Below are 23,818 nucleotides of genomic sequence, written 5' to 3' on the forward strand. Positions count from 1 at the left end.
CATGCAGCAGACTTCGCTGGTGCTTCACAGTCACGCGGGGAGATCCTCGACGCATGCGCCTGCCTCCCGCCCATCTCGCCCTCGCCGTCCTGGTCGCAGCCGTCTGGGGCGTGAACTTCACCGTCATCGAGATCGGCCTCGACCACTTCCCACCGCTCCTCTTCTCCGCCCTGCGTTTCCTCGTGGCCGCGCTGCCCGCCGTGTTCTTCGTGGGCCGCCCCAGGACGGCGTGGAAGTGGATCGTCGCGGTGGGCCTGGTGCTCGGGGTCGCGAAGTTCGGGCTCGTGTTCGTCGGGATGGACGCGGGAATGCCGGCTGGACTGACCTCCCTGGTCCTCCAGATACAGGCGGTATTCACGGCGGGTATCGCCGCGGTCGTCCTCGGCGAACGCCCCGCCCCACTGCGATTGTCGGGCATGGCCGTGGCCCTCGCCGGCATCGCCGTGGCCGCCGTGGACGAGGGCTCCTCGGGCCCGCTCGGCGCCTTCGCGCTGGTCGTGGCGGCGGCGGCGTGCTGGGGCGCGTCGAACGTCCTCACCCGCAAGGCCTCGCCGCCGGACGCCCTGAACTTCATGGTGTGGGTCAGCACCGTCCCCGTCCTGCCGCTGCTGGCCCTGTCCCTGTTCACGGAAGGCCCGTCCCGGGACTGGGAGGCGCTGCGCACGCTGGATTGGCAGGGCGTGGGCACGATCGCCTTCGTCGCGTGGGTGTCGACGGTCTTCGGCTTCGGCGCGTGGGGCTGGCTCCTGCACCGCCATCCGGCATCCATGGTGGCCCCGTTCTCCCTCCTGGTCCCCGTCTTCGGCATGAGCGCGGCGGCGGTGATCCTGGGCGAACCGGTGAGCGGCCTGCGCGGCAGCGCGGCGGCGCTGCTGGTGGGCGGAGTGGCACTGACGTCACTGGCACCGGCGGGTCGGGGGAGGGCGGCGGGGATGCCGGGGACGCCGCCCGGGACGCCGCCGGGGACACCGGGGGAGTCCGGGGAGCTGAAGGAGCCGGGGACGCCGTCGGCTTCCGTCACGCCAGCTGACCGACGGTCACCGGCTCCAGCCTCGGCCCCGACCGCGGCCCCGGCTTCGGTCCCGGCCCCGGCTTCGGTCCCGGCTTCGGCTTCCGTCCCGGCTTCGGCTCCGGCTTCGGTCCCGGCCCCGGTCCCGGTCCCGGCCCCGGTCCCGGCCCCGGCCCCGGTCCCGGCCCCGGTCCCGGTCACGGCTCCGGCCCCGGCGTCGGTCCCGGCCCCGGCTCCGGTCCCGGCCTCGGTTCCGGCGCGTTCCGGAAACCCGTTCGACGACTCCCGTCGCGTCGGCGAGACTTCCCCCGGATTCGACGACACGCTCGCACAGCCGCGGAAGGACATCGCCGGGTGAGTTTCCGACTGGAGGGGCCGGTTCTCGAGGGCGCGCTCGTGCGCCTGGAGCCGCTGGAGCACAGGCACGCCGACGACTTGGCGGTGGCGGCGGAGGAGAACCGGGGGACGTACGCGTACACGTGGGTCCCGCGGGCCGACGAGGTCGGCGACTACGTCGACGCGCAGCTGGCCCGCGCGGCGACGGGCCGGCTCGCCCCGTACGCCCAGATCTCGCTCGCCACGGGCCGGGCGCTCGGCGCAACGTCGTACTGGGAGCCGCGCTCCTGGCTGGACGAGGACCGCCTGGACGCCGTGGAGATCGGGTTCACCTGGCTGGCGGGCTCGGCACAGGGCACCGGCGTCAACGCCGAGGCCAAGTTCCTCCTCTTCCGGCACGCCTTCGAGGAGTGGGGCGTCTCACGGGTCGACCTGAAGTCGGACGCCCGCAACAGCCGTTCCCGGGCGGCCATCGAGAGCGTGGGCGCCCGCTTCGAGGGCGTCCTGCGCAACTGGTCCCGTTCCTGGGCCCCCGGCGAGGACGGCCGCCTGCGCGACACGGCGGTCTTCTCGATCACGGCGGACGAATGGCCCGAGCGGCGTGTCCGGCTGGAGGAACGGGTGGCGAGGTTCCGGTCACGGACGAGGTGACACCGGCCGCCACGGGCCTACGTCGAGCCCTCCGCGGACGGGCTCAGGGGCCCGCCGGAGCGGCGGCCTGCGGCCCTTCGGGCTCCTGAGCGGCACCGCCGGGCGAGGCCGGCTCCGGCGGGGCCGAGGGCGGGGCGGCGAGTCGTGGCGGGTGCTCGTGCGACGGACCGGCGGCTCCGCGCGGCGGAGCCTCCTTCGGCGGCAGCCGATCCGACGCGCCCCTCCTCGACCGCACTCTCCCGGACGCGGCCCTGCCCCGCAGTTCGGGTGTCATGGCGGCCACCGCCGTCACCGCGAGGAGGCACAGCAGGCCGCCGCCGACCAGGGCGGTCGCGCCCGAGGTCCAGCCGGCCACGACACCGCCGCGCAGACTGCCGAGGTGCGGGCCCGCCTGGCCGACGACGGTCTCGGCCGCCGTCACCCGGCCGAGCAGGGAGTCCGGAGTCCGGGTCTGCACGATCGTCGTACGGGACAGCACCGCCACCGCGTCCGCCGCGCCCGCCAGGACGAGCATCCCGAGGCAGGCCCACGCGTTCGGCATCAGCCCGAACAGGGCCAGGGCCACGCCCCAGGTGGCGGAGGCGCACAGCATCACCGGCCCCGGACGGGCGAGCCGCGTGACGGGCCCCGAGAAGGCGGTCGCAGCCACCCCGCCCACCGCGAGCGCCGACAGGAACAGGCCCAGGGTGTGCGGATCACCGCCGAAGCGTTCCGCGTTGACCAGCGGGAACAGGCTCGTGGGCATCGCCAGCACGGTCGCGGCGAGGTCGGTCAGCAGCGCGCCGCGCACCACCCGATGCCCTGTCAGGAACCGCAGTCCGTCGAGGACGCCGTACAGGCCCGGGCGGGACCTCTCGCCCTCGGGCGGCAGCGCGGGCAGGCCGAACGCGCCGTGGAAGGCGAGGCCGAAGCTGAGGGCGTCCAGCAGGTAGCAGACGCCGATGCCCCACCACCCGAGGACGACGCCGGCGACGGCCGGGCCGAGCAGCATCATCGCCTGGCCCGTGACCTGGTTCAGCGCCAGCCCCGCGGCCACCTGGTCCCGGGGCAGGAGCCGCGGCACGAACACGCCCGCCGCCGGCGCCCCCACCGCCCCGAACGACGCCTGCACCGCGACCAGCGCCAGCACGACGGGCACCGGCACGTGTCCCGTGAAGCCCTGCACCGCCAACAGCACGGAACAGGCGGCCTGTCCGACCGTCGCCATCAGATACACCCGGCGCCGGTCGGCCCGGTCCACCCACGCCCCCGCGAACAGCCCGACGCCGACCATCGGCACCGCCTGCGCCAGTCCGACCGCCCCGCTCCAGAACGCGCTGTGGGTCACGTCCCACACCTGGAACATCACGGTGACCATGGTCATGAAGCCGCCGAGCGTGGACACCGTGCGCCCGATCAGCAGCCGCCGGAAGACGGGGGAGGTGCGAAGGGGGCGGACGTCGAGGAGGGCACGGCCGAGACTCATGACGCCGACGGCGCGACGGGCGGCGCGGGACGCGCGGAGGGCTGAGGCACGGCGCGGACGTTAACCCGCGCCGCCACCACCCCGCCAGCCGATTAACGGCCGACTCGCAGGTCCCTACGGCCGGGCTGCCCTACGGCCGGGCTGCCCCACAGCCGGGTTGCCCTACGGCCGGTCGCTCACGCCGACTCGTTCAGCAGCCGCCCCAGATGCCGCCGGCCGGCCTCCAGCAGCCCTTCCAGCGGTTCGGCGGCCTCGTACCACCGCTTCTCGTACTCCCAGCACAGCCAGCCGTCCCAGCCGTGCCGGGAGAGGACCTCCACGCACTCGGCGAGCGGCAGCACGCCCGCGCCCAGCGCCAACGGGGTGGTGTCCTCGGTCGAGGCGATGTCCTTGACCTGGACGTAACCGAGATACGGCGAGAGCGCCGCGTACGTCTCCAACGGCTGCTCGCCGCCCCGCCAGGTGTGCATCACGTCCCACACCGCTCCCACCTGCCGGTGCCCGACCAGGCCGAGGACGCGCGTCGCGTCGGCGCCGGTGGGATGCGAGTCGTGGGTCTCCAGCAGGATCCGTACGCCGAGGTCGGTGGCGAACTCGGCGGCCACCCCGAGTCGCCGGGCGGCGACGGCGTCCGCCTCGGCGGGGGACTGCCCGTCGGCGCCGCCCGGGAAGACCCGGACGTAGGAGGCGCCCAGGTCGCGGGCCAGCTCGGCCAGGTCGCGAATCTCCTCGATGACGGCGTCGTCGTCACCCGGCGCGGCCACGCGCGCGTACCCCGCGACGGCGAGGAGCTCGACCCCGGAGGCCTTGAACGCGGCCGCGACCTCGGCCCGTTGGTCCGCCGGGAGGCCGGGGTGCACCGGCTCCTCCGGGTGGGCGCGCAACTCGACGCCGTGATAGCCGTGCGCGGACGCGAGCCGCAGCACCTCGTCGATCGACAGTCCGGGGACACCGAGGGTGGAGAAGGCGAACTTCATACTGATCGACCCTACTCCACGGGGTTGCAAAGGACCCTTTGCAAAGCTATCTTTGTAACTATGGACGAGCCCAAGAAGCCCTCGGGTCCGCAAGGCGCCCAGGACCCGCTGATCCACAGTCTCGACGCGCGCTCGCTGCGCGGGCTCGCGCATCCGCTGCGCATGCGGCTGCTGAACGAGCTGCGGCACGAAGGGCCGGCGACCGCATCCCAACTCGCGTCGAAACTGGGCGAGTCCAGCGGGGCCACCAGCTACCACCTGCGTCAGCTCGCCGCGCACGGCTTCGTCGAGGACGCGCCGGAGCGGGGCAAGGGGCGCGAGCGGTGGTGGAAGTCGGTCCACGGGGGCGTGAGCTTCGACGGCGGGCTGCTGGAGGACCAGGATCCCGAAGTCCGGGGCGCCGCCGACCTGTTCCTGCACGAGGTGGCCAACCACCACACCCGGGAGCTGGCGACCTGGCTCGGCACCCGGCACGAGTGGTCCGAGGAGTGGAACCGTTCCTCGGACATGAGCGACTGGACGTTGGATCTGACGCCCGGTCAAGCCCTGGAGCTCATCGGCGAGATGCACGAACTCGTGGGCCGCTACCGCGCGTCGGCCCTCGGTGACGGCGCCGCCCCGGGCGCGGAGCGGGTCCGCGTCCACACGCACGTGATCCCCACCCGCACGGACCGAACGGACCCGACCGACCCCACTAACCCCTCGGACTGAGAGGCCGCCCGATGCATCCTGAGATCCACCTCGCCCTGCACCGCGCCCACACCGCCGCACTCCGCGCCGACGCCGACGCCCACCGCCTCGCGGCGGCGGCGCGCCGGCCCCGTGCCGTACGCGCCCGCCTCGGCTGGACCCTCGTGGAACTCGGCCTCCGCCTGGCCGCCACCCCCCGACCGACGACGATCGCACTCCCCGGGGCCCTCCGCTGACAACACCGGCGACACCGGGTGCGCCGGCCCGCCGGCGGCACCGTGGCGACCGGCGGCGCGGTTCCTCAGGCCGCGCCGCCGCCCCGACGGTCCCCAATTCCCTTCGGCCGGCCCCGCGGTACCCGAGGGAGCCGTCAGCCTTGCGGCCCCCCGAAGGAGCCCACCCACCAGCCGCGCGACACCTCGACGGATCCTCGGCCGGCCCTGCGGCACCCGAAGAGCCCTCCATCAGCCCTGCGACATCCCCGAGGAGCCCACCACCAGCCGCGCGACATCCCCGAAGGGCCGACCGCCGGCCGCGGGGCACCCCGAGGGAGCCGACCGCCAGCCGCGCGGCACCCCGAGGGAGTCCACGCCAGCCGCCTGGCATCCCGGTGGTCGACCGCCAACCGCGCGGCACCCCGGTCGGGCCCTGCGTCAGCCGGGTGGCATCCCGGGCGGGCTGTCCGTCAGCCGGCACTCCGAAGGGCACTCCGTCAGCCCCGCAGCACGCTGAAGGGGCCGCCCGTCAACCGCGCGGCACCCCGGTCGGGCCCTGCGTCGGCCCCAAGCAGCACCCCGGAGCAGCCGCCCGTCAGCCCCGCGGCACCCCGGAGGACCCCCGTACCATCAGCTCCCCCCGGACCGTGGTGATCCCGCCCGGTGGGGGCTCCTCGCGGCCCATGGCGATGCGGCCCGCCCGTGCCCCCGCCTCGGTCAGGGGCAGTCGTACCGTCGTCAGGGAGGGCACCGCGTCGATGCTGAAGGGGAGGTCGTCGAAGCCGGCGACCGAGACGTCATCGGGGATGCGGAGCCCCGAATCCCGCAGCGCGGCGCAGGCGCCCAGGGCGACGGAGTCGTTCGCGGCGACGACCGCAGTCAGGGACGGGTCGCGGCGCAGCAGTTCCAGCGTCGCCTCGTAGCCGGACTGCCGGTCGTAGCGTCCGTACACCGTCCGCCGGGGGTCGTCCTCGATCCCGGCCGCTTCGAGCGCGGCCCGGTGGCCCTCCAGCCGGTGCCGGGTCGTGGTCCGCTCCTCCGGGCCCGCGATGTAGCCGAGGTTGCGGTGGCCGAGCCCTATCAGGTGCTCGGTGAGTTCCCGGCCCCCGCCCCGGTTGTCGAAGGTCAGCGCGATCGCGCCGGTGTCGTCGGCGGGCGGGCGCCCGCACAGCACGACCCGCGTCCCCGCCTCCGCCAGCTTGCGCAGCTTCGCCGCCACCGCCGAGGCGTGCGGCTCGTGCTCCACGGCGCCGCCGGTCAGCACCACGGCCGCCGCCCGCTGCCGCTGCAACAGGGTCAGATACGTCAGCTCCCGCTCGGGAGAGCCCCCCGTGTTGCACACCACCGCCAGCCGCTCGCCGCCGGCTCTGCCGCCCGGCCCCCCGATCTCCGACTGGATCGCGCTCGCCATGATCCCGAAGAAGGGGTCGGCGATGTCGTTGACCAGGATGCCCACCAGGTCGCTGGTCGCGGCCGCCAGCGCGCTCGCCGGCCCGTTCAGCACGTAGTCCAGCTCGTCCACCGCCCGCAGCACCCGCTCACGGGTGGTTGCGGCCACGGGGTAGTTCCCGTTCAGCACGCGCGACACCGTCGCGGGGGAGACCTGCGCGCGGGCCGCCACGTCCGCCAGGGTCACCGTCATCTCGTCGTCCTCCGGTCGCGCATCTCGTCGTATCCGTCGTTCGCCCATGTGGGCAGCCATGCAGGGGGCATGGTTCCCGGGCGTGCCGAGCAGACCTTACGGCCAGGAGCCCCGTTTGTTCGCCCCCTCGAACAACTCGGGATGGACACGGTCTTGTCCGGACCAGTGGTCAGAGGCTAGCTTCTCATCAGATAGAAAGCGCTTGCTGCATCGCTGATCAGGACAAGGCGTCGGCGCAGCGCTCATCCGGGACAAGCCGCGTACGAGACGAGCACAGCGCCGCCTACGACGCCTATGAAGGGACCGACGTGACACGCAAGACGGTGCGTATCGCCATGAACGGCGTGACCGGGCGCATGGGCTACCGCCAGCACCTGGTCCGCTCCATCCTGGCCCTGCGCGAACAGGGCGGACTCGACCTCGGCGACGGCACCGTGCTGTGGCCGGAACCCATCCTCGTCGGCCGCCGCGAGCACGCCCTGAAGGCGCTCGCCGAGCAGCACGGCCTGGGCCTGGACAGCATCTCGACGGACGTGGACGCGGTCCTCGCCGACGACAGCGTGGACATCTACTTCGACGCCCAGGTGACCTCAGCCCGCGAGGGGGCGATCAAGAAGGCGATCGCCGCCGGCAAGCACATCTACACCGAGAAGCCGACCGCCACCGGCCTCGAAGGCGCGCTGGAGCTGGCCCGCCTGGCCGACGCGGCGGGCGTCAAGCACGGCGTCGTCCAGGACAAGCTCTTCCTCCCCGGACTGCTCAAGCTCAAGCGCCTCATCGACGGCGGCTTCTTCGGCCGGATCCTGTCCATCCGCGGCGAGTTCGGCTACTGGGTCTTCGAGGGCGACTGGCAGACCGCGCAGCGCCCCTCCTGGAACTACCGCGCCGAGGACGGCGGCGGCATCGTCGTCGACATGTTCCCGCACTGGGAGTACGTGCTCCACGAGCTGTTCGGTCGCGTGAAGTCCGTCCAGGCCCTCACCGCCACCCACATCCCGCAGCGCTGGGACGAGAACGACAAGCCGTACGACGCCACCGCCGACGACGCCGCCTACGGCATCTTCGAGCTGGAGGGCGGCGCGATCGCCCAGATCAACTCCTCCTGGGCCGTCCGCGTCAACCGCGACGAGCTGGTGGAGTTCCAGGTGGACGGCACCGAGGGCTCCGCCGTCGCCGGTCTGCGCGACTGCCGTGTCCAGCACCGCAGTTCCACTCCCAAGCCGGTGTGGAACCCGGACATCCCGGCCACCGAGGTGTTCCGCGACCAGTGGCAGGAGGTCCCGGACAACCAGGTGTTCGACAACGGCTTCAAGGCCCAGTGGGAACTGTTCCTCAAGCACGTCTACGCCGACGCCCCCTACCAGTGGGACCTGCTGGCCGGCGCCCGCGGCGTCCAGCTCGCCGAGCTGGGCCTGAAGTCCTCGGCCGAGGGCCGCCGCCTCGACGTCCCGGAGATCTCCCTGTGACCATCCAACTCCCGGACACGTCAGGCACGTTGCGGACGTACGAACCCCGCATCGAGCCCCTCGCCCTCACCCCGGGCGCCCCCCTCGCCTCCCGTACGGTGTTCTCGGCGGCGCACGTCGTCGCCGACCCCTTCGCGGACGTGTCGCCCGACTCGGCCGCCGCCGTCGACTGGGACGCCACCCTCGCCTTCCGCCGCCATCTGTGGTCCCACGGCCTGGGCGTCGCCGAGGCCATGGACACCGCCCAGCGCGGCATGGGCCTGGACTGGGCCGGCGCGGCGGAGCTGATCCGCCGCAGCGCCGCCGAGGCCAAGGCGGTCGGCGGACGCATCGCCTGCGGCGTCGGCACCGACCAGCTCACCGCCGGTACGCTCGCCGAGGTCCGCTCCGCCTACGAGGAGCAGCTCGCCCTCGTCGAGGCCTCCGGCGCCCAGGCCATCCTGATGGCCTCGCGCGCGCTGGCCGCCGCCGCCCGGGGACCCGAGGACTACGTGGAGGTCTACGGGCACCTCCTCCGCCAGGCCTCCGAGCCGGTGGTCCTGCACTGGCTGGGCCCGATGTTCGACCCGGCGCTCGAGGGCTACTGGGGCTCCGCCGACCTGGACGCGGCGACCGACACCTTCCTAGAGGTCATCGCCGCCCACCCGGACAAGGTCGACGGCATCAAGGTCTCCCTCCTGGAGGCGCAGCGCGAGATCGACATCCGCCGCCGCCTCCCGCAGGGCGTCCGCTGCTACACGGGCGACGACTTCAACTACCCCGAGCTGATCGCGGGCGACGAGCAGGGTTTCAGCCACGCCCTGCTCGGCATCTTCGACCCGCTGGGGCCGCTGGCCGCCGAGGCCGTCCGGGTCCTGGACACCGGCGACACGGCGGGCTTCCGGGCCCTGCTCGACCCCACCGTCGAGCTGTCCCGCTACCTCTTCCAGGCGCCCACCCGCTTCTACAAGACGGGCGTGGTCTTCCTGGCCTGGCTGGCCGGCCACCAGTCGCACTTCACGATGGTCGGCGGCCTCCAGTCGGCCCGCTCCCTGCCGCACTTCGCCCGCGCCTACGAACTCGCCGACGGGCTGGGCCTGTTCCCCGACCCGAAGCTGGCCGAGGAGCGGATGAAGAACCTGCTCGCCCTGTACGGAGTCACCCAGTGAGCAACCCGGACCTGAGCCGCTTCTCCATCAACCAGATGACGGTGAAGCAGCTGTCGCTGCCCGAACTCGTCGACGCCTGCCGCGACCTGGGCGTCGTCAACGTCGGCCTGTGGCGCGAGCCGGTCCGGGAGTACGGTCTGGAGGCGACTGCGAAGCTGGTCCGCGACGCGGGCCTGACGGTGACGACGCTGTGCCGGGGCGGCTTCCTCACGGCGATCGACCCGGACGCGCGGACGGCCGCCCTGGCCGACAACCGCCGGGCCGTGGACGAGGCCGCGGCCCTCGGCACGGACACCCTGGTCCTGGTCTCGGGCGGTCTCCCGCCCGGCTCGAAGGACCTGCGCGCCGCCCGCGAGCGCATCGCGGACGCGCTGGCCGAACTGGGCCCGTACGCCGAGGAACACGGCGTACGGCTGGCCATCGAGCCGCTGCACCCGATGTACGCCTCCGACCGCTGTGTGGTCTCCACCCTCGCCCAGGCCCTGGACCTCGCGGAACGCTTCCCCGCGCACCAGGTCGGCGTCACGGTGGACACCTACCACATCTGGTGGGACGACCAGGCTCCCGCGCAGATCGCCCGCGCCGGCGCCGGCGGCCGCATCCACTCCTTCCAGCTCGCCGACTGGACCACCCCGCTGCCCGAGGGCGTCCTCACCGGCCGCGGCCAGATCGGCGACGGCGCGATCGACATGCGCGAGTGGCAGGGCTACGTGGAGGCGGCCGGATACACCGCCCCGATCGAGGTCGAACTCTTCAACGACGTCCTGTGGTCCCGCGACGGCCACGAGGTCCTCGCGGAGACGGCGGCGCGGTTCGTGGAGCACGTGGACCGCTGACGTGGTCGAGGGGTGGGCGGGCATCCGCGCCTTGTGGACGCCCGCCCGCCCCTCTCGTCATCTCGTCATTCGAACATGCCGGGCTGGTAGTCGCCGGCGGGCTGCTGGACGATGACGTTCACGCGGTTGTACGCGTTGATCAGGGCGATGAGGGACAACAGGGCCGCGAGCTGGTCCTCGTCGTAGTGCTTGGCGGCGTTCTCCCAGGCCGCGTCCGTCACTCCACCGGCCGCGTCGGCGATACGGGTGCCCTGCTCCGTCAGCTCCAGCGCGGCGCGCTCCGCGTCCGTGAACACCTTCGCCTCCCTCCAGGCCGCGACCATGTGGAGGCGCTGCGCGGTCTCCCCGGCGGCGGTGGCGTCCTTGGTGTGCATGTCGGTGCAGAAACCGCAGCCGTTGATCTGGCTGGCGCGGATCTTCACCAGCTCCTGCGTCGCGCTCGGCAGGGTCGAGTCCGCGATCACCTTGCCCGCCGAGTTGACGTACCGGAGGAACTTCATCGCGACCGGGTTGCCGAAGAGGTCGAATCGAGCGTCCATGGTGGGCTCCTGTGTCGTGGTGGTGGGTTACCTCTTTGACACCCGGGGCCGCCGGAATGTGACACGCGGCTCGAGAATTCTTCCGCGTCCCTTGCGCACCGTCGCCGACGGGCGCGTGTGTGACCCCATTGGGCCCCTGGGAGTGCGGGGCACGAGTGGTCTTCGCAGGCTGGCGTCAGACGACCCCGCCACGTGTGACGAGTTCGATCGGTGCCCTTGAGCCGCCCGGTGCCGATGCGGAAGGACGACATGCCCATACGCAACCGCCGCACAGCCGCCGCAGCCGCCATCTTCCTGACCGGTCTGACGGTGCTGTGCGCGGCCCCGGCCCACGGCACACCCGGCGTGGCCGCCACCCGCCCCCAGCAACATCTGTCACCCGGACGGACGGCCGGTGACGCCGTGCCCGCCCGTTCCAAGGCCGCCACGCATACCGTCGCCTCCGGACACACGCTGTGGGACATCGCCCGGCAGACCCTCGGCGACGCCCTGCGGTGGGACAGCGTCTACACCCTCAACCGGCAGACCATCGAGGACGAGGCCCGTCGGCACGGATACGCCTCCAGCGACCGGGGCCACCGGATCTTTCCGGGAACCGTGCTCGCCCTGCCCCAGCCCCCGGCCGCGCGGCCGCATCCGTCGTCGCGGTTCGTGCCCGCTCCGTGCCCGACCACGTACGGGGAACTGAAGGACACCCGCTGCGGCTTCCTCGTCGTGCCGGAAAACCGGGCCCACCCGTCCTCGCGAACCCTTCGCCTGGCCGTCGCGCTCGTCCGCTCGGCCGCGCCGAGGCCGCACCCCGATCCGATCGTGTTCTTCGCCGGCGGGCCCGGCGCGGACGCCATCGGGAACATAACGGAACTCACGGATGCCGGGCTGAACCGCGACCGCGATCTGGTCGTCCTGTCCCAGCGCGGGACCCTCTCGTCCCAGCGGCCGCTGACGTGTCCCGAGATCGACCGGTTTTACCAGGAGCGGGTCCACCTCCTCTACGACGCACCCTCCACCGGGGACCGGTACGCCCGGGCGGCGGCCCGGTGCCGCGAGCGCCTGACGGCCCGGGGAACCGATCCGGCCGCCTACGACACCAGTGAGAACGCCGCCGACGCGGCCGATCTGCGCGAAGCCCTGGGAATCCGGCAGTGGAACGTCCTCTCACATTCCTACGGGACGCAACTGGCGCTGACCTACATGCGCATGTTCCCCGAAGGGATCCGCTCCGTGACCGTCGACGGCGTCGTACCGCCGTCCGTGGCGACGCCCGGGTGGACGTGGAGCAGCATGAGGGAGTCGTTCGACGACATCGTGAGCGCCTGCGCGGCCCAGCCCTCCTGCCGTCAGCGCTACCCCGACATCGGCGCCGCCTTCCTGCGCATGGTGCGTCAGCTGGATGCCCGTCCGGTCACCACGCACGTGACGGTGCCGCAGGTCGGGAAGGTGAAGGTGGTCCTCGACGGCGGGGCGCTGCTGAACTGGATGGTTCGTGCCAGTCACGCCCCCGACACCTTCCCGCTGGGCGTGGACGAGTTGGCCCACGGCCACCCCGAGCGCATCGCCGAGCAGTGGGCGGCCGCCTGGCTTCCCGGCTCGCGAGGGATGTTCGCTCACGGGCTGTCGCTGAGTGTCTGGTGCAGCGAATGGGTTCCGTTCGAGACCCCCGGCGAACAGCTCGCCAAGGGGCTGCGAGCCTTTCCCGAGCTCCCCCGCTCGGTCCTGGCCCAGGCTCCCCAACTGCCCTTCCTGCGCCAGGCATGCCAGGCCTGGGACGTTCCGAAGGCACCCGACTCCGTTCGTGCGGTCACTCGGAGCGGCATCCCCACCCTGGCCGTCTCCGGGAGTTTCGACGCTCAGACCGGCGCTCAGTGGGGGCGCTACGTGACCCGGACGCTCTCCCGCTCCACGGTGGTGACCCTGGCCGGTGTCGCCCACGGGACGTTCGACCATCCGTGCGGGACAAAGGTGATCACCTCCTTCTTCGACAACCCCGACAACCCGGACACCCGGTGCGTGAACTCGGTGAAGCCGGAGCCGTTCGTCATCGGCGATGGGGGAGCCGGTACCCGTGAATGATCCGCGACCGTTTCGCGGGGCCGGCGGCGACGGCGGCCGCGTCAGCCCCGCGAACCCGCCGAGCCGGTTGATCGTTCATCGACGCGCCCAGTTCCTTGTCTGCCGGCCGCTCTCGTCCCACTGGTGGTCTTCGCAGAGCGTGAGACCGTCGTCGGCGAATACCTTCCGAGACGCCAACGTCCCGTTCGGATGCCACTCCCGGAATTCTCCACGAGGCAAGCCATCACGCACGGTGCCCTCCGACCGCAGGGCCCCGTCCTTGTACCACTCCCGCGACGGACCGCTCTGGACCCCTTCGACATAGACGTCCAGACTCACGAGCTTGCCCCCGAGGTGCTCAGTCACCTCACCGGTGAACGGCTCACCTCGGTAGAGCAGCCGCTGCCCGTCATCCATGTCTACTTCGGGATCGTCGATGCCGATTCGCGGAGAGATGTCCACCCGGGTCACTGTCTCCAGTTTCTTAGCGCAGGAAATGGCTGCCTGGGCTGGTTGCCGTACAGGTAGTCGTACATGGACTGAAGATAGTGGTGGAGAGATTCGTCGTCGGCGAACTCAATTGAGGTCAGGCGCTCGTACCTCTCCCTGGTCGGGCTTCCCTCCCTCAGGGCATCCTCAAAACCTTTTCACTTCTGCTGGACCTGGACGCGCACCCGACCCCCGGTGCCAGACCCGCGGGACGTCCTGTGACTGCGGGCCGCGGCGATCGCGCCTGGTCGCCGTGTGAACGACCCGAGGCCGGCCTCCGAAGCACTCCAGAGGCCGACCTGGCGGGGGAGGGGAGGCCCTGGCTCCCCGCTCTACGTCACCGCTCCCTGTCCGCCGCCATGATGCCCACGCATTCCTCCAGCGCCGCGTGGAGCGACGGCACGAAGGCGGCGAGTTCGGTGTCGGACGACCTGCCTCCCTCCAGCACGGCCCCGACGACGGTCACCAGGACCGCGGCGGCCTTGAGGGCGTGTGCGTCGGCCAGTTCCTCCAGCACACCGCCAGGGCGCGTGACCACGAACGCCTCCTTGCCGGTGGCGGGGTCGACGCCGACGCTGCGAAAGCTCCGCGCGCTCACGCGGCGGCCTCCGCCGTGACGTGGCACTGGCCCAGAGTCGCGAGGTACGGCCGCACCAGGGGCAGGCCGTCGGCGAGGATCACGTCCGCGGGGCGGAGCCGTGCCCGGGGTGCGGGGGCGGACCACTGGGCGAAGGGGGGCGAGGGCGGGGTTAGGGCGCGGTGCGCTCCGCGAGGCGGCAGGAAGAGGGTGAGGATCGCGGCCAGTAGGCTGCGCATAGGTCGACTCCGTTTCAGTCGGCTGAGCCCCGGCGTGAAGCTTTCACCTTCCCGTCGGGGCGTCTTCGTTTCTGGGACTCTATCGTGAGGAGGATAGTGGTGGGTAGTGGTTGGTAGTAGTAGTGGGTAATGCGTGGTGGAAGGCGGCGGCATACGGTCGACGGGTGGACAAGATCAGCCCCGACTCGCCGCAATACGTCTATGAACAGCTCGCCGCGATCATCGAACGGAAGATCCGTTCCGGTGAGTACCCGCCGGGCACGCGGCTGCCGGGCGAACTGACCATGACGCACGAGCACAAAGTTGGTCCTGGCACAGTCCGCCGCGCTCTGGACATCCTCCGGGACAGAGGACTGGTGGTGACGGTTCGCGCTCGGGGATCGTTCGTCTCCGACCCCCTCCCTCCGGAGAATCACCCGTAGGACGTGCAACCCTCCCCGCCCCCCGCGTGTCATACACGGCGTCAGGGCTCTTGGAGGGGGATCCGGGGGGATCGTGGGGGTCTTGGCGTCGGGAGGGGGACGCCGAGGGGCCCGGTCGACGGACCGGGCCCCTCGAAGCTTTCCGCAGCGCCCCCTCAGAAGAACACCCCGCACCGCAGCAGCACATTCGCGTACGGCCGCGCCTCGCCCGTGCGCACGACCAGGCGGGCCCGCGCCGACAGCTCCTTCAGCTTCTCGTGCGGGACCAGGGCCAGCCCCGGGAAGTGCCCGTCCAGCAGCGCCGAAGCCGCCGGATTGGCCCGGCGCACCTCGCTCGCCGCCGTCGCCCCCTCCACGACCAGCTCGTCGAGCAGACCCTCCAGCACCTCCGCGAAAGACGGCACCCCCGCCCGGAACGCGAGGTCCACCACGCGCGGCCCGTCCGGTATCGGCATACCGGCGTCGCACACCAGCACCCCGTCCCCGTGGCCCAACTCCGCCAGCGCACCCGCCAGATGACGATTGAGGATCCCCGCCTTCCTCACAGCGCGGCCACCTCCTGCGCCGTCGGGAACGACTCCTGCGCACCCCGTCGGGTGACCGCCGCCGCCCCGACCCGCGCCGCGTACGCCGCCGCCTCCGCCAGCGACGAGCCCGTCCCCAGCTTCCAGGCCAGCGCCGCCGTGAAGGAGTCGCCCGCGCCCGTCGTGTCCACCGCGTCCACCGGCACCGACGCCACCCGGACCACGCCCTCGGCCGAGGCCGCCAGCGCGCCGTCCGCGCCCAGCGTCACGACCACCGAGCGCGGCCCCTTCGCCAGCAGGATCCGCGCCCAGTCCTCGGGCTCGTCGCCCACCGCCGCGTCCCCGAGGATCACCCTCGCCTCGTGCTCGTTGACGATCAGCGGATCGCAGGCCGCCAGCACCTCGGCGGGCAGCGGGCGCGGCGGGGAGGGGTTGAGGACGAAACGGCTGCCGGGCGCGAGACAGCGCACGACCTCCACGACCGTCTCCAGCGGGATCTCCAGCTGCGCCGACACCACCCGCGAGGCGTGGAAGAGACCGGCCGCCGCCCGCACGTCCTGCGGCGTCAGCCGGCCGTTCGCGCCCGGCGACACCACGATGCTGTTGTCACCCGACGGGTCCACCGTGATCAGCGCGACCCCGGTCGGCGCCCCGCCCACCAGCAGGCCCACCGTGTCCACCCCGGCCGCCCGCTGCGCGTCCAGCAGCAGCCGCCCGTGCGCGTCGTCGCCGACCCTGGCCAGCAGCGCCGTACGGGCGCCCAGACGGGCCGCCGCCACCGCCTGGTTGGCGCCCTTGCCGCCCGGATGGACGGCCAGGTCGGAGCCGAGGACCGTCTCCCCGGCTCCCGGCCGCCGTTCGACGCCGATCACCAGGTCGGCGTTGGCCGACCCCACGACCAGGAGGTCGTAGTCGTACATGAAGAAACTCCCCTGAAGCGTGGCCGGGGCGGGCGGCCTGGCGACCGCCCGCCCGCGTGCCGGTGTCAGCCGCTGAACCCGGCCACGTTCTGCTTGGTGACCACCTTCACCGGCACCTTCACCGTCTGCTCGACCTTCTCGCCGCGCAGCGCCTTGAGCGCGTTGTCCACGGCGATCCGGCCCAGCTGCGACGGCTGCTGCGCGACGGACGCGTACAGCGTCCCCTGTTCAACGGCCTTCAGCCCGTCCGGAGTTCCGTCGAAGCCGACGACCTGGACCGACGTCCCGGCCTTGGCGCCCAGCGCCTTGATCGCGCCGAGCGCCATCTCGTCGTTGGCGGCGATGACGCCCTGCACGTCCGGGTGCGCCTGGAGCAGGTTCGACATCACGTCGAGTCCCTTGGTGCGGTCGAAGTCGGCCGGCTGCTGGGCCAGGACCTGGATTCCGGGGAAGGCCTTCAGCCCCTTCGCGAACCCTTCCGCCCGCTCCCGGGCCGCCGACGTGCCCGCCTGCCCCTGAAGGATCACGATCTTGCCGTTGCCGCCCAGCTTCTCGGCGACCGTCTTCGCCGCCAGCTCACCGCCGGCGACGTTGTCGGAGGCCACGAGCGCGTCCGTGGTCGCCTTGTTGACGCCGCGGTCGACCGCGATCACCGGGATGTCCGCCTTGTCGGCGGACCGCACCGACGGTCCCGCCGCGTCCGAGTCCACCGGGTTGACGATGATCGAGTCCACGCCGGAACTGGTGAAGTTCTGCAGCTGGTTGGCCTGCTGCGAGGCGTCGTTCTGCGCGTCGGTGACGGTCAGGTCCACGCCCAGCTTCTTCGCCTCGGCCTTCGCGCCCGACTGGATCTGCACGAAGAACGGGTTGTTGAGGGTGGACAGCGCCAGCCCGACCCTCGGGTTCGCCGTCGCGGGGGAACCGCCGTGCAGGAACGAGGTCGCACCGACGATCGCCACGGTGACCACGGCCGCGAGCCCGTACGTCGCCGCCTGCCTGCCCTTGCCGCCGCCGGCGGTGACCGGGGTCGCCCCGGCCTTGCGGCGCACCGTGTCCAGCAGCACCGCCAGCGCGATGACGACGCCGATGACGACCTGCTGCCAGAACGCGGACACGCTCAGCAGGTTGAGCCCGTTGCGCAGCACCGCGAGGATCAGCGCGCCGATCAGGGTGCCGGAGGCCTTACCCGTACCACCCGCGAGGGAGGCGCCGCCGATGACGACGGCGGCGATCGCGTCCAGTTCGTAGCCGTCGGCGGCCTGCGGCTGAGCCGAGGACAGCCGGGAGGCGAGCACGACGCCCGCGGCGGCGGCGAACACGCCGGACAGGGCGTAGATGGCGAGCTTCTGCTTCTTCACCCGCAGCCCCGACAGCCGGGCCGCCTCCTCGTTGCCCCCGATGGCGTACATCGAACGGCCTATGTAGGTACGGCCGAGCACGAACGCCGCGACCAGACCCATGACGATCATGACCAGCACCGGCACGGGCAGCCAGCCGCCCAGCGTGTCGCCGAGGTGCGAGACCGAGTCGGGGAAGGCGATCGGGGAGCCCTCGGAGATCACCAGCGACAGTCCGCGCGCCACCGACAGCATCGCCAGCGTGGCGATGAAGGGCGGGAGTTTGCCGTACGCGATGAGGAACCCGTTGACCAGACCGCACACGACGCCGGTGACGACGGCCAGCGCGACGGCGATCGCCACGGGCACGCCCTGCTGGGTGGCGCTCCACGCCAGCACGGTCGCCGACAGGGCCGCGACCGAGCCGACCGACAGGTCGATGCCAGCCGAGACGATCACGAAGGTCACGCCGAAGGCGAGGATGGCGGTCACGGCCGCCTGGACGCCCACGTTCAGCAGGTTGTCCGTGGTGAGGAAGTCGCCCGACAGCGCCGACATGGCGACGACGAGGACGATGAGCGCGGTGAGCGCGCCGTTGTCGAGGAGCAGACGGCGGACCGCCGCGGCGCCGCCACCGGCGCCCGTGGTGCTCTTGAGCGTGTCAGCGGCCACGGCCGGCCTCCACTTCATTCGTAGGGGTGGTAGGGGTACTGGAGCTCGTACGGGTGCCGGCGGCGTCCTCGCCGCCGGGGGTGCTCACCGCGAGGGCCATCACCGCGTCCTGCGTCGCCTCGCCGGCCGGCAGTTCCCCGGCGATCCGGCCCTGGGCCATCACCAGCACCCGGTCGCTCATGCCGAGCACCTCGGGCAGGTCGCTGGAGATCATCAGGACGGCGGCCCCGGCGGCCGTCAGCTCGTTGATCAGCTGGTAGATCTCGACCTTCGCGCCGACGTCGATGCCGCGCGTCGGCTCGTCGAGGATCAGCACCCGGGTCTTCGCGAGTAGCCACTTGCCGATGACGACCTTCTGCTGGTTGCCGCCGGACAGGGTGCGCACATGCTGGCCGAGGCCCGCCATCCGCACCCCGAGCTGCCGGGCGATCCGGTCGGCGGCCTCGTGCTGCCCCTTGAGGTCGACGAGCCCCGCGCGCGTGGCCGACCTCAGGGTCACCAGACCGAGGTTCTCCTCCACGGAGGCGTCCAGCACCAGCCCCTGGCCCTTGCGGTCCTCCGGTACGAGACCGATCCCGGCCGCCATGGCCGCGTTCACGTCATGACGCCTCAGCGCGGCGCCCCCGACCCGTACGGCTCCCCGGTCGTAGGGGTCCGCCCCGAAGACGGCCCGTACGACCTCGGTACGACCGGCGCCGACGAGCCCGGCGACGCCGACGACCTCACCGGCGTGCACCTCGAAGCTGACGTCGTGGAAGACGCCGTCGCGGGTGAGCCCCTCCACGGTCAGCAGGGCCTCTCCGGCGCCGGGGCGCTCGCGCGGGTACTGCTGCTCGATGGAACGGCCCACCATGAGCCGGACGAGTTCGTCCTCGGCGGTGGAGGCGGGCACCTGGCCGACGCTCCTGCCGTCGCGGATGACGGTGACGCGGTCGCCGAGGGCGGCGATCTCCTCCAGGTGGTGCGTGATGAACACGACGCCCACGCCGTCCTCGCGCAGCCTGCGCACGATCGCGAAGAGCTTGTCGACCTCCTCGGAGGTGAGCACGGCGGTCGGCTCGTCCATGATCAGCACGCGCGCGTCCAGGCTCAGCGCCTTCGCGATCTCGACCATCTGGAGCCGGGCGATGCCCAGTTCGCGCACCCGTGCGCGGGGCGACACCTGGACGCCGACGCGCTCCAGCAGGACGGCCGCCTCGGCCTCCATCCGCCGCCGGTCGATCATCCCGAAGCGGCGCGGCTGCCGTCCCAGGAAGATGTTCTCGGCGACCGTCAGATCGGGGACGAGGTTGAACTCCTGGTAGATGGTGGCGATCCCGAGGCGTTCGGCGTCCTGCGCGCCCTGGATGCGCACCTCCTCGCCGCCGGCCAGGATCCGCCCGGCGTCGGGCGTGTAGGCGCCGGAGAGCATCTTGATGAGGGTGCTCTTGCCCGCGCCGTTCTCGCCGAGCAGCACATGCACCTCGCCCCGCCGGAGGTCGAAGTCGACGCCGTCGAGCGCGACCACACCGGGAAAGGTCTTGCGTATGCCTTCGATGCGCAGCAACTCGTCCGGGTTGCTCACGACGTACTCCTTCGTACGGGGGACTGTGCGGGGGACTGCGAGGGGCCCGGCTCGCCGCACGAGCGGCGTACGACGAGCCGGGCGGTGAGGGTGACGGACAGCGGGGGCCGCCCCTCGATGCGGTCGACGAGCGCGCGCACGGCGGCCCGGCCCAGTTCGCCGGTGGGCTGGGCGATGGCGGTGATGGGCGGATCGGTGTGCACGAACCAGCGGATGTCGTCGAACGCGGCCAGCGCGATGTCGTCCGGGACGCGCAGCCCACGCGCGCGTACGGCGTCCAGCGCGCCCAGCACCATCAGGTTGTCCGCCGCGAAGACCACCTCGGGCGGCTCGGGCAGGTCGAGGAAGCCCTCGGTGACCCGCCGTCCGCTCTCGGCCTGGAAGTCGCCCTGCCCTATGTAGGCGTCGGGCAGCGGGAGTCCGTATTCGGCCATGGCGGCCCGGAAGGCCTCGACGCGTTCACTGCCGGTGGTGGTGGCGGCCGGGCCCGCGATGATGGCGAGCCTGCGGTGCCCCAGGCCGTGCAGGTGTGCGACCAGGTCCCGTACGGCCTCCCGGCCGTCCGCGCGCACCACCGGCACGTCGACGCCCGGGATCCACCGGTCGACGAACACCATCGGCGTCCCCGCGCGCGCGGCGTCCAGCATCAGCGGGGAGCCGCCGTCGGTGGGGGAGACGAGCAGACCGTCGATGCGCCGGTCGAGCAGGTTGCGGACGTGGTGGTCCTGGAGGTCGGGCCGCTCGTCGGCGTTGCCGATGACGACGCTGTAGCCGAGGGCGCGCGCCTCTTCCTCGACGGAGCGGGCCAGTTCGGTGAAGTACGGGTTGAGCACGTCGCTGATGACCAGGCCGAGGGTGTGGGTCTGGTCGGTGCGCAGCGACCGGGCGACGGCGTTGGGGCGGTAGTCCAGCGTCTGGACGGCGGCCAGCACGCGCGTGCGTGCCTCGGCGCTGACGGACGGGTGGTCGTTCAGGACGCGCGACACCGTGGCGACGGAGACCCCCGCCTCGGCGGCGACGTCCTTGATGCTCGCCATCGCCGGTCCACCTCCTCGTGGAACTTGATGCAGTCGTGGAATCGATTACATCGACATGTGCGGATGATTGGAATCGATTACATGCTCGGAATCAAGACCTCGGAGTGGCCGAAATCGAACCGTGATGAACCCCCAAGGCGTAACCGCCCGGGTTCTAGGCTGCCCCTGTCCGACGCGGGTGGCATGCCCGCGCCAATCCACAGGGGAGCAATCAGCTATGCGCGCAGCTCGGATACTCGGTGTGGCCGTGGGCGCCGCCGGCCTGGTCGGGACCTCGTTCGTCGTCGCCGGTCCGGCGGCCGCGGCGGGGTGCACGGCCAAGGCCCTGGAGACGGTGGTCATCCGGTCCACGACGAGCACCGGCGGCACGGCTCTCGCCCAGCTCAACAAGGGCCAGAGCGCGTCCGCCTCCTGCACCATGTACTACGGCAGCGCCTCGTACGAGAAGTGCGACATCGTCAGCAAGCGCTGGGTGAAGGTCACGAGAAGCGGCGTCACCGGGTACGTGGTCGGCACCTGTGTGACGATCACGGAGAACTGACCCGGCCGCCCGGCGCCGGCGGGCGGCCCGCCCTGTCGGTGCCGGGCGGTACCGTCGGAGCATGTCCGATCAGGCGGGGGCCTCCCAGGCGGGAGAGCGGCGCACGGCCACGCTCGAAGGCGTGCTCGAACGCATCACGTACGCCAACGAGGAGAACGGCTACACGGTCGCGCGCGTGGACACCGGCCGGGGAGCCGGCGACCTCCTCACGGTCGTCGGGGCTCTGCTCGGCGCGCAGGTGGGGGAGTCCCTGCGCATGGAGGGCCGCTGGGGCTCCCACCCGCAGTACGGCAAGCAGTTCACCGTCGAGAACTACACGACCGTCCTGCCCGCCACCGTCCAGGGCATCCGCCGCTACCTGGGATCCGGCCTGGTCAAAGGCATCGGTCCGGTGTTCGCCGACCGCATCACCCAGCACTTCGGCACCGACACGCTCAGGATCATCGAGGAGGAGCCGAAGCGCCTCGTCGAGGTGCCGGGGCTCGGCCCCAAGCGCACCAGGAAGATCGCCGACGCATGGGAGGAGCAGAAGGCGATCAAGGAGGTCATGCTCTTCCTCCAGACCGTCGAGGTCTCCACCTCCATCGCGGTGCGCATCTACAAGAAGTACGGCGACGCCTCGATCTCCGTCGTGAAGAACCACCCCTACCGGCTGGCCGCCGACGTCTGGGGCATCGGCTTCCTCACCGCCGACAAGATCGCCCAGTCGGTCGGCATCCCGCACGACAGCCCCGAGCGCGTCAAGGCGGGCCTGCAGTACGCCCTTTCGCAGTCCGCCGACCAGGGCCACTGCTATCTGCCCGAGGAACGGCTCATCGCCGACGCGGTCAAGCTCCTCCAGGTCGACACCGGGCTGGTCATCGAGTGCCTCGCCGAGTTGTCCCGGCCGGACGAGGAATCCGGTGAACCCGGCGTCGTACGCGAGAAGGTGCCCGGCCCGGACGGCGGCGAAGAGGTCACCGCCGTCTACCTCGTCCCGTTCCACCGTGCCGAACTCTCCCTCTCCGCCCAGCTGTCACGCCTGCTGCGCACCGGCGAGGACCGGATGCCGGCCTTCGGCGAGGTGGACTGGGACAAGGCGCTGGCGTGGCTCAAGGGCCGTACCGGGGCCGACCTCGCTCCCGAGCAGGAGGCCGCCGTCAGGCTGGCGCTCACCGAGAAGGTCGCCGTGCTCACCGGCGGCCCCGGCTGCGGCAAGTCCTTCACCGTCCGCTCGGTCGTGGAGCTGGCCCGCGCGAAGAAGGCGAAGGTCGTGCTCGCCGCCCCGACGGGCCGCGCCGCCAAGCGGCTGGCCGAGTTGACCGGCGCCGAGGCCTCCACCGTCCACCGCCTGCTGGAGCTCAAGCCCGGCGGCGACGCCGCCTACGACCGCGACCGCCCGCTCGACGCCGACCTGGTGGTCGTCGACGAGGCCTCGATGCTGGACCTGCTGCTCGCCAACAAGCTCGTGAAGGCCGTCCCGCCGGGCGCGCACCTGCTCTTCGTCGGCGACGTCGACCAGTTGCCCAGCGTCGGCGCGGGCGAGGTGCTGCGCGATCTGCTCGCCGAGGGCGGTCCCGTGCCCGCCGTGCGCCTCACGCGCGTGTTCCGCCAGGCCCAGCAGTCCGGCGTGGTGACCAACGCTCACCGGATCAACGCCGGGCGGCATCCGGTCACCGACGGCATGAAGGACTTCTTCCTCTTCGTCGAGGATGATACGGAGGAGGCCGGCCGGCTCACCGTGGACGTGGCCGCCCGCCGCGTCCCGGCCAGGTTCGGGCTCGACCCGCGCCGGGACGTGCAGGTCCTGGCCCCCATGCACCGCGGTCCCGCCGGCGCCGGCGCCCTCAACGGCCTGCTCCAGCAGGCCATCACCCCGGGCCGCCCCGACGTCCCCGAGAAGCGGTTCGGCGGCCGGGTCTTTCGCGTCGGCGACAAGGTCACCCAGATCCGCAACAATTACGAGAAGGGGGAGAACGGTGTCTTCAACGGCACGGTGGGCGTGGTCACCGCGCTCGACCCGGTCGACCAGCGCCTCACGGTGGTGACGGACGAGGACGAGGAGGTGCCGTACGAGTTCGACGAACTGGACGAACTGGCCCACGCGTACGCGGTCACCATCCACCGTTCACAGGGAAGTGAATATCCCGCCGTGGTGATCCCCGTCACCACCGGAGCATGGATGATGCTGCAGCGGAACCTGCTGTACACGGCGGTGACCCGGGCCAAGCGGCTGGTCGTCCTCGTCGGTTCGCGCAAGGCGATCGGCCAGGCCGTGCGCACGGTGTCGGCGGGGCGGCGCTGCACGGCGCTCGACTTCCGTCTCGCGGGCTCCTGACCTCGCCTCCGAGCCCCCCGGCAAGCCCTTGCCGAGGCCTCGGCGGAGGCCCGGTCAAAAATGATCGATCAAATGAGTCGTGAAGGTCACAGAGCACTTCCGCAAGCGTGACGCAGACGGCAGGATGAGCAAGTTGGCGGCACTGAGTGCCGTCGG

22 protein-coding genes and 1 pseudogene are annotated in these 23,818 nt (G+C 72.0%); 11 read left to right on the forward strand and 12 right to left on the reverse strand.

Features of this window, described 5'->3' with window-relative positions; translation table 11 throughout:
* Positions 1-59: 59 nt before the first annotated feature.
* Together EV567_RS01090 and EV567_RS01095 are read left to right on the forward strand one after the other, a co-directional pair.
* Positions 60-974 (forward strand): annotated as a pseudogene (locus EV567_RS01090) (EamA family transporter); the annotation flags it as partial.
* A gap of 389 nt (positions 975-1,363) precedes the next feature.
* Positions 1,364-1,996, forward strand: a complete 633-nt coding sequence (locus tag EV567_RS01095) for a GNAT family N-acetyltransferase (RefSeq protein WP_130436662.1) — start codon at positions 1,364-1,366, stop codon at positions 1,994-1,996.
* 43 nt (positions 1,997-2,039) lie between these two features.
* Here EV567_RS01095 and EV567_RS01100 read toward each other — a convergent pair whose 3' ends face one another.
* Together EV567_RS01100 and EV567_RS01105 are read right to left on the reverse strand one after the other, a co-directional pair.
* A complete protein-coding gene (locus tag EV567_RS01100; RefSeq protein ID WP_130436663.1) occupies positions 2,040-3,461 on the reverse strand; it encodes an MFS transporter in 1,422 nt (473 codons plus the stop codon).
* 176 nt (positions 3,462-3,637) lie between these two features.
* Entirely contained in the window at positions 3,638-4,438 is an 801-nt protein-coding gene (locus EV567_RS01105) for a sugar phosphate isomerase/epimerase (protein ID WP_130436664.1), read from the reverse strand.
* Positions 4,439-4,498: 60 nt separating this feature from the next.
* Here EV567_RS01105 and EV567_RS01110 point away from each other — a divergent pair, with 60 nt between their 5' ends.
* Together EV567_RS01110 and EV567_RS01115 are read left to right on the forward strand one after the other, a co-directional pair.
* On the forward strand, positions 4,499-5,149 hold the full coding sequence (locus EV567_RS01110) for a transcriptional regulator (RefSeq protein WP_130436665.1): 651 nt from the start codon (positions 4,499-4,501) through the stop codon (positions 5,147-5,149).
* An 11-nt stretch (positions 5,150-5,160) separates the two neighbouring features.
* Positions 5,161-5,364 (forward strand): hypothetical protein, encoded by a 204-nt coding sequence (locus EV567_RS01115; protein WP_130436666.1) that lies wholly within the window; start codon positions 5,161-5,163, stop codon positions 5,362-5,364.
* Positions 5,365-5,938: 574 nt separating this feature from the next.
* Here the strand turns inward: EV567_RS01115 and EV567_RS01120 are convergent.
* Entirely contained in the window at positions 5,939-6,985 is a 1,047-nt protein-coding gene (locus EV567_RS01120) for a LacI family DNA-binding transcriptional regulator (RefSeq protein WP_130436667.1), read from the reverse strand.
* A gap of 308 nt (positions 6,986-7,293) precedes the next feature.
* On the opposite strand from EV567_RS01120, the gene EV567_RS01125 reads away from it, so the two are divergent.
* From EV567_RS01125 to EV567_RS01135, 3 genes are read left to right on the forward strand one after another with little or no spacing between them, the layout of a single operon-like run.
* On the forward strand, positions 7,294-8,451 hold the full coding sequence (locus tag EV567_RS01125; RefSeq protein WP_130436668.1) for a Gfo/Idh/MocA family protein: 1,158 nt from the start codon (positions 7,294-7,296) through the stop codon (positions 8,449-8,451).
* On the forward strand, positions 8,448-9,599 hold the full coding sequence (locus EV567_RS01130; protein WP_130436669.1) for a dihydrodipicolinate synthase family protein: 1,152 nt from the start codon (positions 8,448-8,450) through the stop codon (positions 9,597-9,599). Before EV567_RS01125 ends, EV567_RS01130 begins: the two co-directional genes overlap by 4 nt.
* A gap of 35 nt (positions 9,600-9,634) precedes the next feature.
* Positions 9,635-10,435, forward strand: a complete 801-nt coding sequence (locus EV567_RS01135) for a sugar phosphate isomerase/epimerase (RefSeq protein ID WP_130437521.1) — start codon at positions 9,635-9,637, stop codon at positions 10,433-10,435.
* 65 nt (positions 10,436-10,500) lie between these two features.
* On the opposite strand, the gene EV567_RS01140 is transcribed toward EV567_RS01135, so the two are convergent.
* Positions 10,501-10,974: a carboxymuconolactone decarboxylase family protein gene (locus EV567_RS01140; RefSeq protein WP_130436670.1), complete on the reverse strand. Its 474-nt coding sequence runs from the start codon at positions 10,972-10,974 to the stop codon at positions 10,501-10,503.
* Positions 10,975-11,223: 249 nt separating this feature from the next.
* On the opposite strand from EV567_RS01140, the gene EV567_RS01145 reads away from it, so the two are divergent.
* The gene (locus EV567_RS01145) at positions 11,224-13,044 is read left to right on the forward strand and encodes an alpha/beta fold hydrolase (RefSeq protein WP_130436671.1); all 1,821 of its coding nucleotides are present in this window, start codon (positions 11,224-11,226) and stop codon (positions 13,042-13,044) included.
* A gap of 75 nt (positions 13,045-13,119) precedes the next feature.
* Here EV567_RS01145 and EV567_RS01150 read toward each other — a convergent pair whose 3' ends face one another.
* From EV567_RS01150 to EV567_RS01160, 3 genes are all read right to left on the reverse strand, one after another.
* The gene (locus EV567_RS01150) at positions 13,120-13,485 is read right to left on the reverse strand and encodes a toxin-antitoxin system YwqK family antitoxin (RefSeq protein WP_130436672.1); all 366 of its coding nucleotides are present in this window, start codon (positions 13,483-13,485) and stop codon (positions 13,120-13,122) included.
* A gap of 364 nt (positions 13,486-13,849) precedes the next feature.
* Complete coding sequence (locus EV567_RS01155) at positions 13,850-14,110, reverse strand: hypothetical protein (RefSeq protein ID WP_130436673.1); 261 nt, start codon at positions 14,108-14,110, stop codon at positions 13,850-13,852.
* Positions 14,107-14,328, reverse strand: a complete 222-nt coding sequence (locus EV567_RS01160) for a hypothetical protein (RefSeq protein WP_207228645.1) — start codon at positions 14,326-14,328, stop codon at positions 14,107-14,109. The genes EV567_RS01155 and EV567_RS01160 overlap by 4 nt, the downstream gene beginning before the upstream one ends.
* Before the next feature lie 164 nt (positions 14,329-14,492).
* Between EV567_RS01160 and EV567_RS01165 the strand changes: the two genes are divergently transcribed.
* A complete protein-coding gene (locus EV567_RS01165; RefSeq protein WP_130436674.1) occupies positions 14,493-14,750 on the forward strand; it encodes a winged helix-turn-helix domain-containing protein in 258 nt (85 codons plus the stop codon).
* Between the two features lie 155 nt (positions 14,751-14,905).
* On the opposite strand, the gene rbsD is transcribed toward EV567_RS01165, so the two are convergent.
* The 5 genes from rbsD to EV567_RS01190 all read right to left on the reverse strand — a co-directional run bounded on the left by rbsD (position 14,906) and on the right by EV567_RS01190 (position 20,804).
* A complete protein-coding gene (rbsD, locus tag EV567_RS01170; protein WP_130436675.1) occupies positions 14,906-15,295 on the reverse strand; it encodes a D-ribose pyranase in 390 nt (129 codons plus the stop codon).
* Positions 15,292-16,194 carry a ribokinase gene (locus EV567_RS01175; protein WP_130436676.1) on the reverse strand — a complete coding sequence of 301 codons (903 nt, stop codon included), beginning with the start codon at positions 16,192-16,194 and terminating at the stop codon, positions 15,292-15,294. The genes rbsD and EV567_RS01175 overlap by 4 nt, the downstream gene beginning before the upstream one ends.
* A gap of 65 nt (positions 16,195-16,259) precedes the next feature.
* The gene (locus EV567_RS01180; RefSeq protein WP_130436677.1) at positions 16,260-18,203 is read right to left on the reverse strand and encodes a substrate-binding domain-containing protein; all 1,944 of its coding nucleotides are present in this window, start codon (positions 18,201-18,203) and stop codon (positions 16,260-16,262) included.
* Complete coding sequence (locus EV567_RS01185) at positions 18,193-19,767, reverse strand: sugar ABC transporter ATP-binding protein (protein WP_130436678.1); 1,575 nt, start codon at positions 19,765-19,767, stop codon at positions 18,193-18,195. The genes EV567_RS01180 and EV567_RS01185 overlap by 11 nt, the downstream gene beginning before the upstream one ends.
* Positions 19,764-20,804: a LacI family DNA-binding transcriptional regulator gene (locus tag EV567_RS01190; protein WP_130436679.1), complete on the reverse strand. Its 1,041-nt coding sequence runs from the start codon at positions 20,802-20,804 to the stop codon at positions 19,764-19,766. The genes EV567_RS01185 and EV567_RS01190 overlap by 4 nt, the downstream gene beginning before the upstream one ends.
* Positions 20,805-21,021: 217 nt before the next feature.
* Here EV567_RS01190 and EV567_RS01195 point away from each other — a divergent pair, with 217 nt between their 5' ends.
* Together EV567_RS01195 and EV567_RS01200 are read left to right on the forward strand one after the other, a co-directional pair.
* The gene (locus EV567_RS01195) at positions 21,022-21,345 is read left to right on the forward strand and encodes a hypothetical protein (RefSeq protein WP_130436680.1); all 324 of its coding nucleotides are present in this window, start codon (positions 21,022-21,024) and stop codon (positions 21,343-21,345) included.
* Between the two features lie 61 nt (positions 21,346-21,406).
* Entirely contained in the window at positions 21,407-23,662 is a 2,256-nt protein-coding gene (locus tag EV567_RS01200; protein ID WP_130436681.1) for an ATP-dependent RecD-like DNA helicase, read from the forward strand.
* Positions 23,663-23,818: the final 156 nt, after the last annotated feature.

Origin of the sequence: Streptomyces sp. BK239 (genome assembly GCF_004217285.1) — a bacterium.
Lineage (GTDB): Bacteria > Actinomycetota > Actinomycetes > Streptomycetales > Streptomycetaceae > Streptomyces.

Excerpts from the sequence above, each read along its gene's own strand:
- EV567_RS01100 (WP_130436663.1), bottom strand. The coding sequence starts at position 3,461 with ATGAGTCTCGGCCGTGCCCTCCTCGACGTCCGCCCCCTTCGCACCTCC.
- EV567_RS01105 (WP_130436664.1), bottom strand. The coding sequence starts at position 4,438 with ATGAAGTTCGCCTTCTCCACCCTCGGTGTCCCCGGACTGTCGATCGAC.
- EV567_RS01110 (WP_130436665.1), top strand. The coding sequence starts at position 4,499 with ATGGACGAGCCCAAGAAGCCCTCGGGTCCGCAAGGCGCCCAGGACCCG.
- EV567_RS01115 (WP_130436666.1), top strand. The coding sequence starts at position 5,161 with ATGCATCCTGAGATCCACCTCGCCCTGCACCGCGCCCACACCGCCGCA.
- EV567_RS01120 (WP_130436667.1), bottom strand. The coding sequence starts at position 6,985 with ATGACGGTGACCCTGGCGGACGTGGCGGCCCGCGCGCAGGTCTCCCCC.
- EV567_RS01135 (WP_130437521.1), top strand. The coding sequence starts at position 9,635 with ATGACGGTGAAGCAGCTGTCGCTGCCCGAACTCGTCGACGCCTGCCGC.
- EV567_RS01140 (WP_130436670.1), bottom strand. The coding sequence starts at position 10,974 with ATGGACGCTCGATTCGACCTCTTCGGCAACCCGGTCGCGATGAAGTTC.
- EV567_RS01145 (WP_130436671.1), top strand. The coding sequence starts at position 11,224 with ATGCCCATACGCAACCGCCGCACAGCCGCCGCAGCCGCCATCTTCCTG.
- EV567_RS01160 (WP_207228645.1), bottom strand. The coding sequence starts at position 14,328 with ATGCGCAGCCTACTGGCCGCGATCCTCACCCTCTTCCTGCCGCCTCGC.
- EV567_RS01175 (WP_130436676.1), bottom strand. The coding sequence starts at position 16,194 with ATGTACGACTACGACCTCCTGGTCGTGGGGTCGGCCAACGCCGACCTG.
- EV567_RS01190 (WP_130436679.1), bottom strand. The coding sequence starts at position 20,804 with ATGGCGAGCATCAAGGACGTCGCCGCCGAGGCGGGGGTCTCCGTCGCC.
- EV567_RS01195 (WP_130436680.1), top strand. The coding sequence starts at position 21,022 with ATGCGCGCAGCTCGGATACTCGGTGTGGCCGTGGGCGCCGCCGGCCTG.
- EV567_RS01200 (WP_130436681.1), top strand. The coding sequence starts at position 21,407 with ATGTCCGATCAGGCGGGGGCCTCCCAGGCGGGAGAGCGGCGCACGGCC.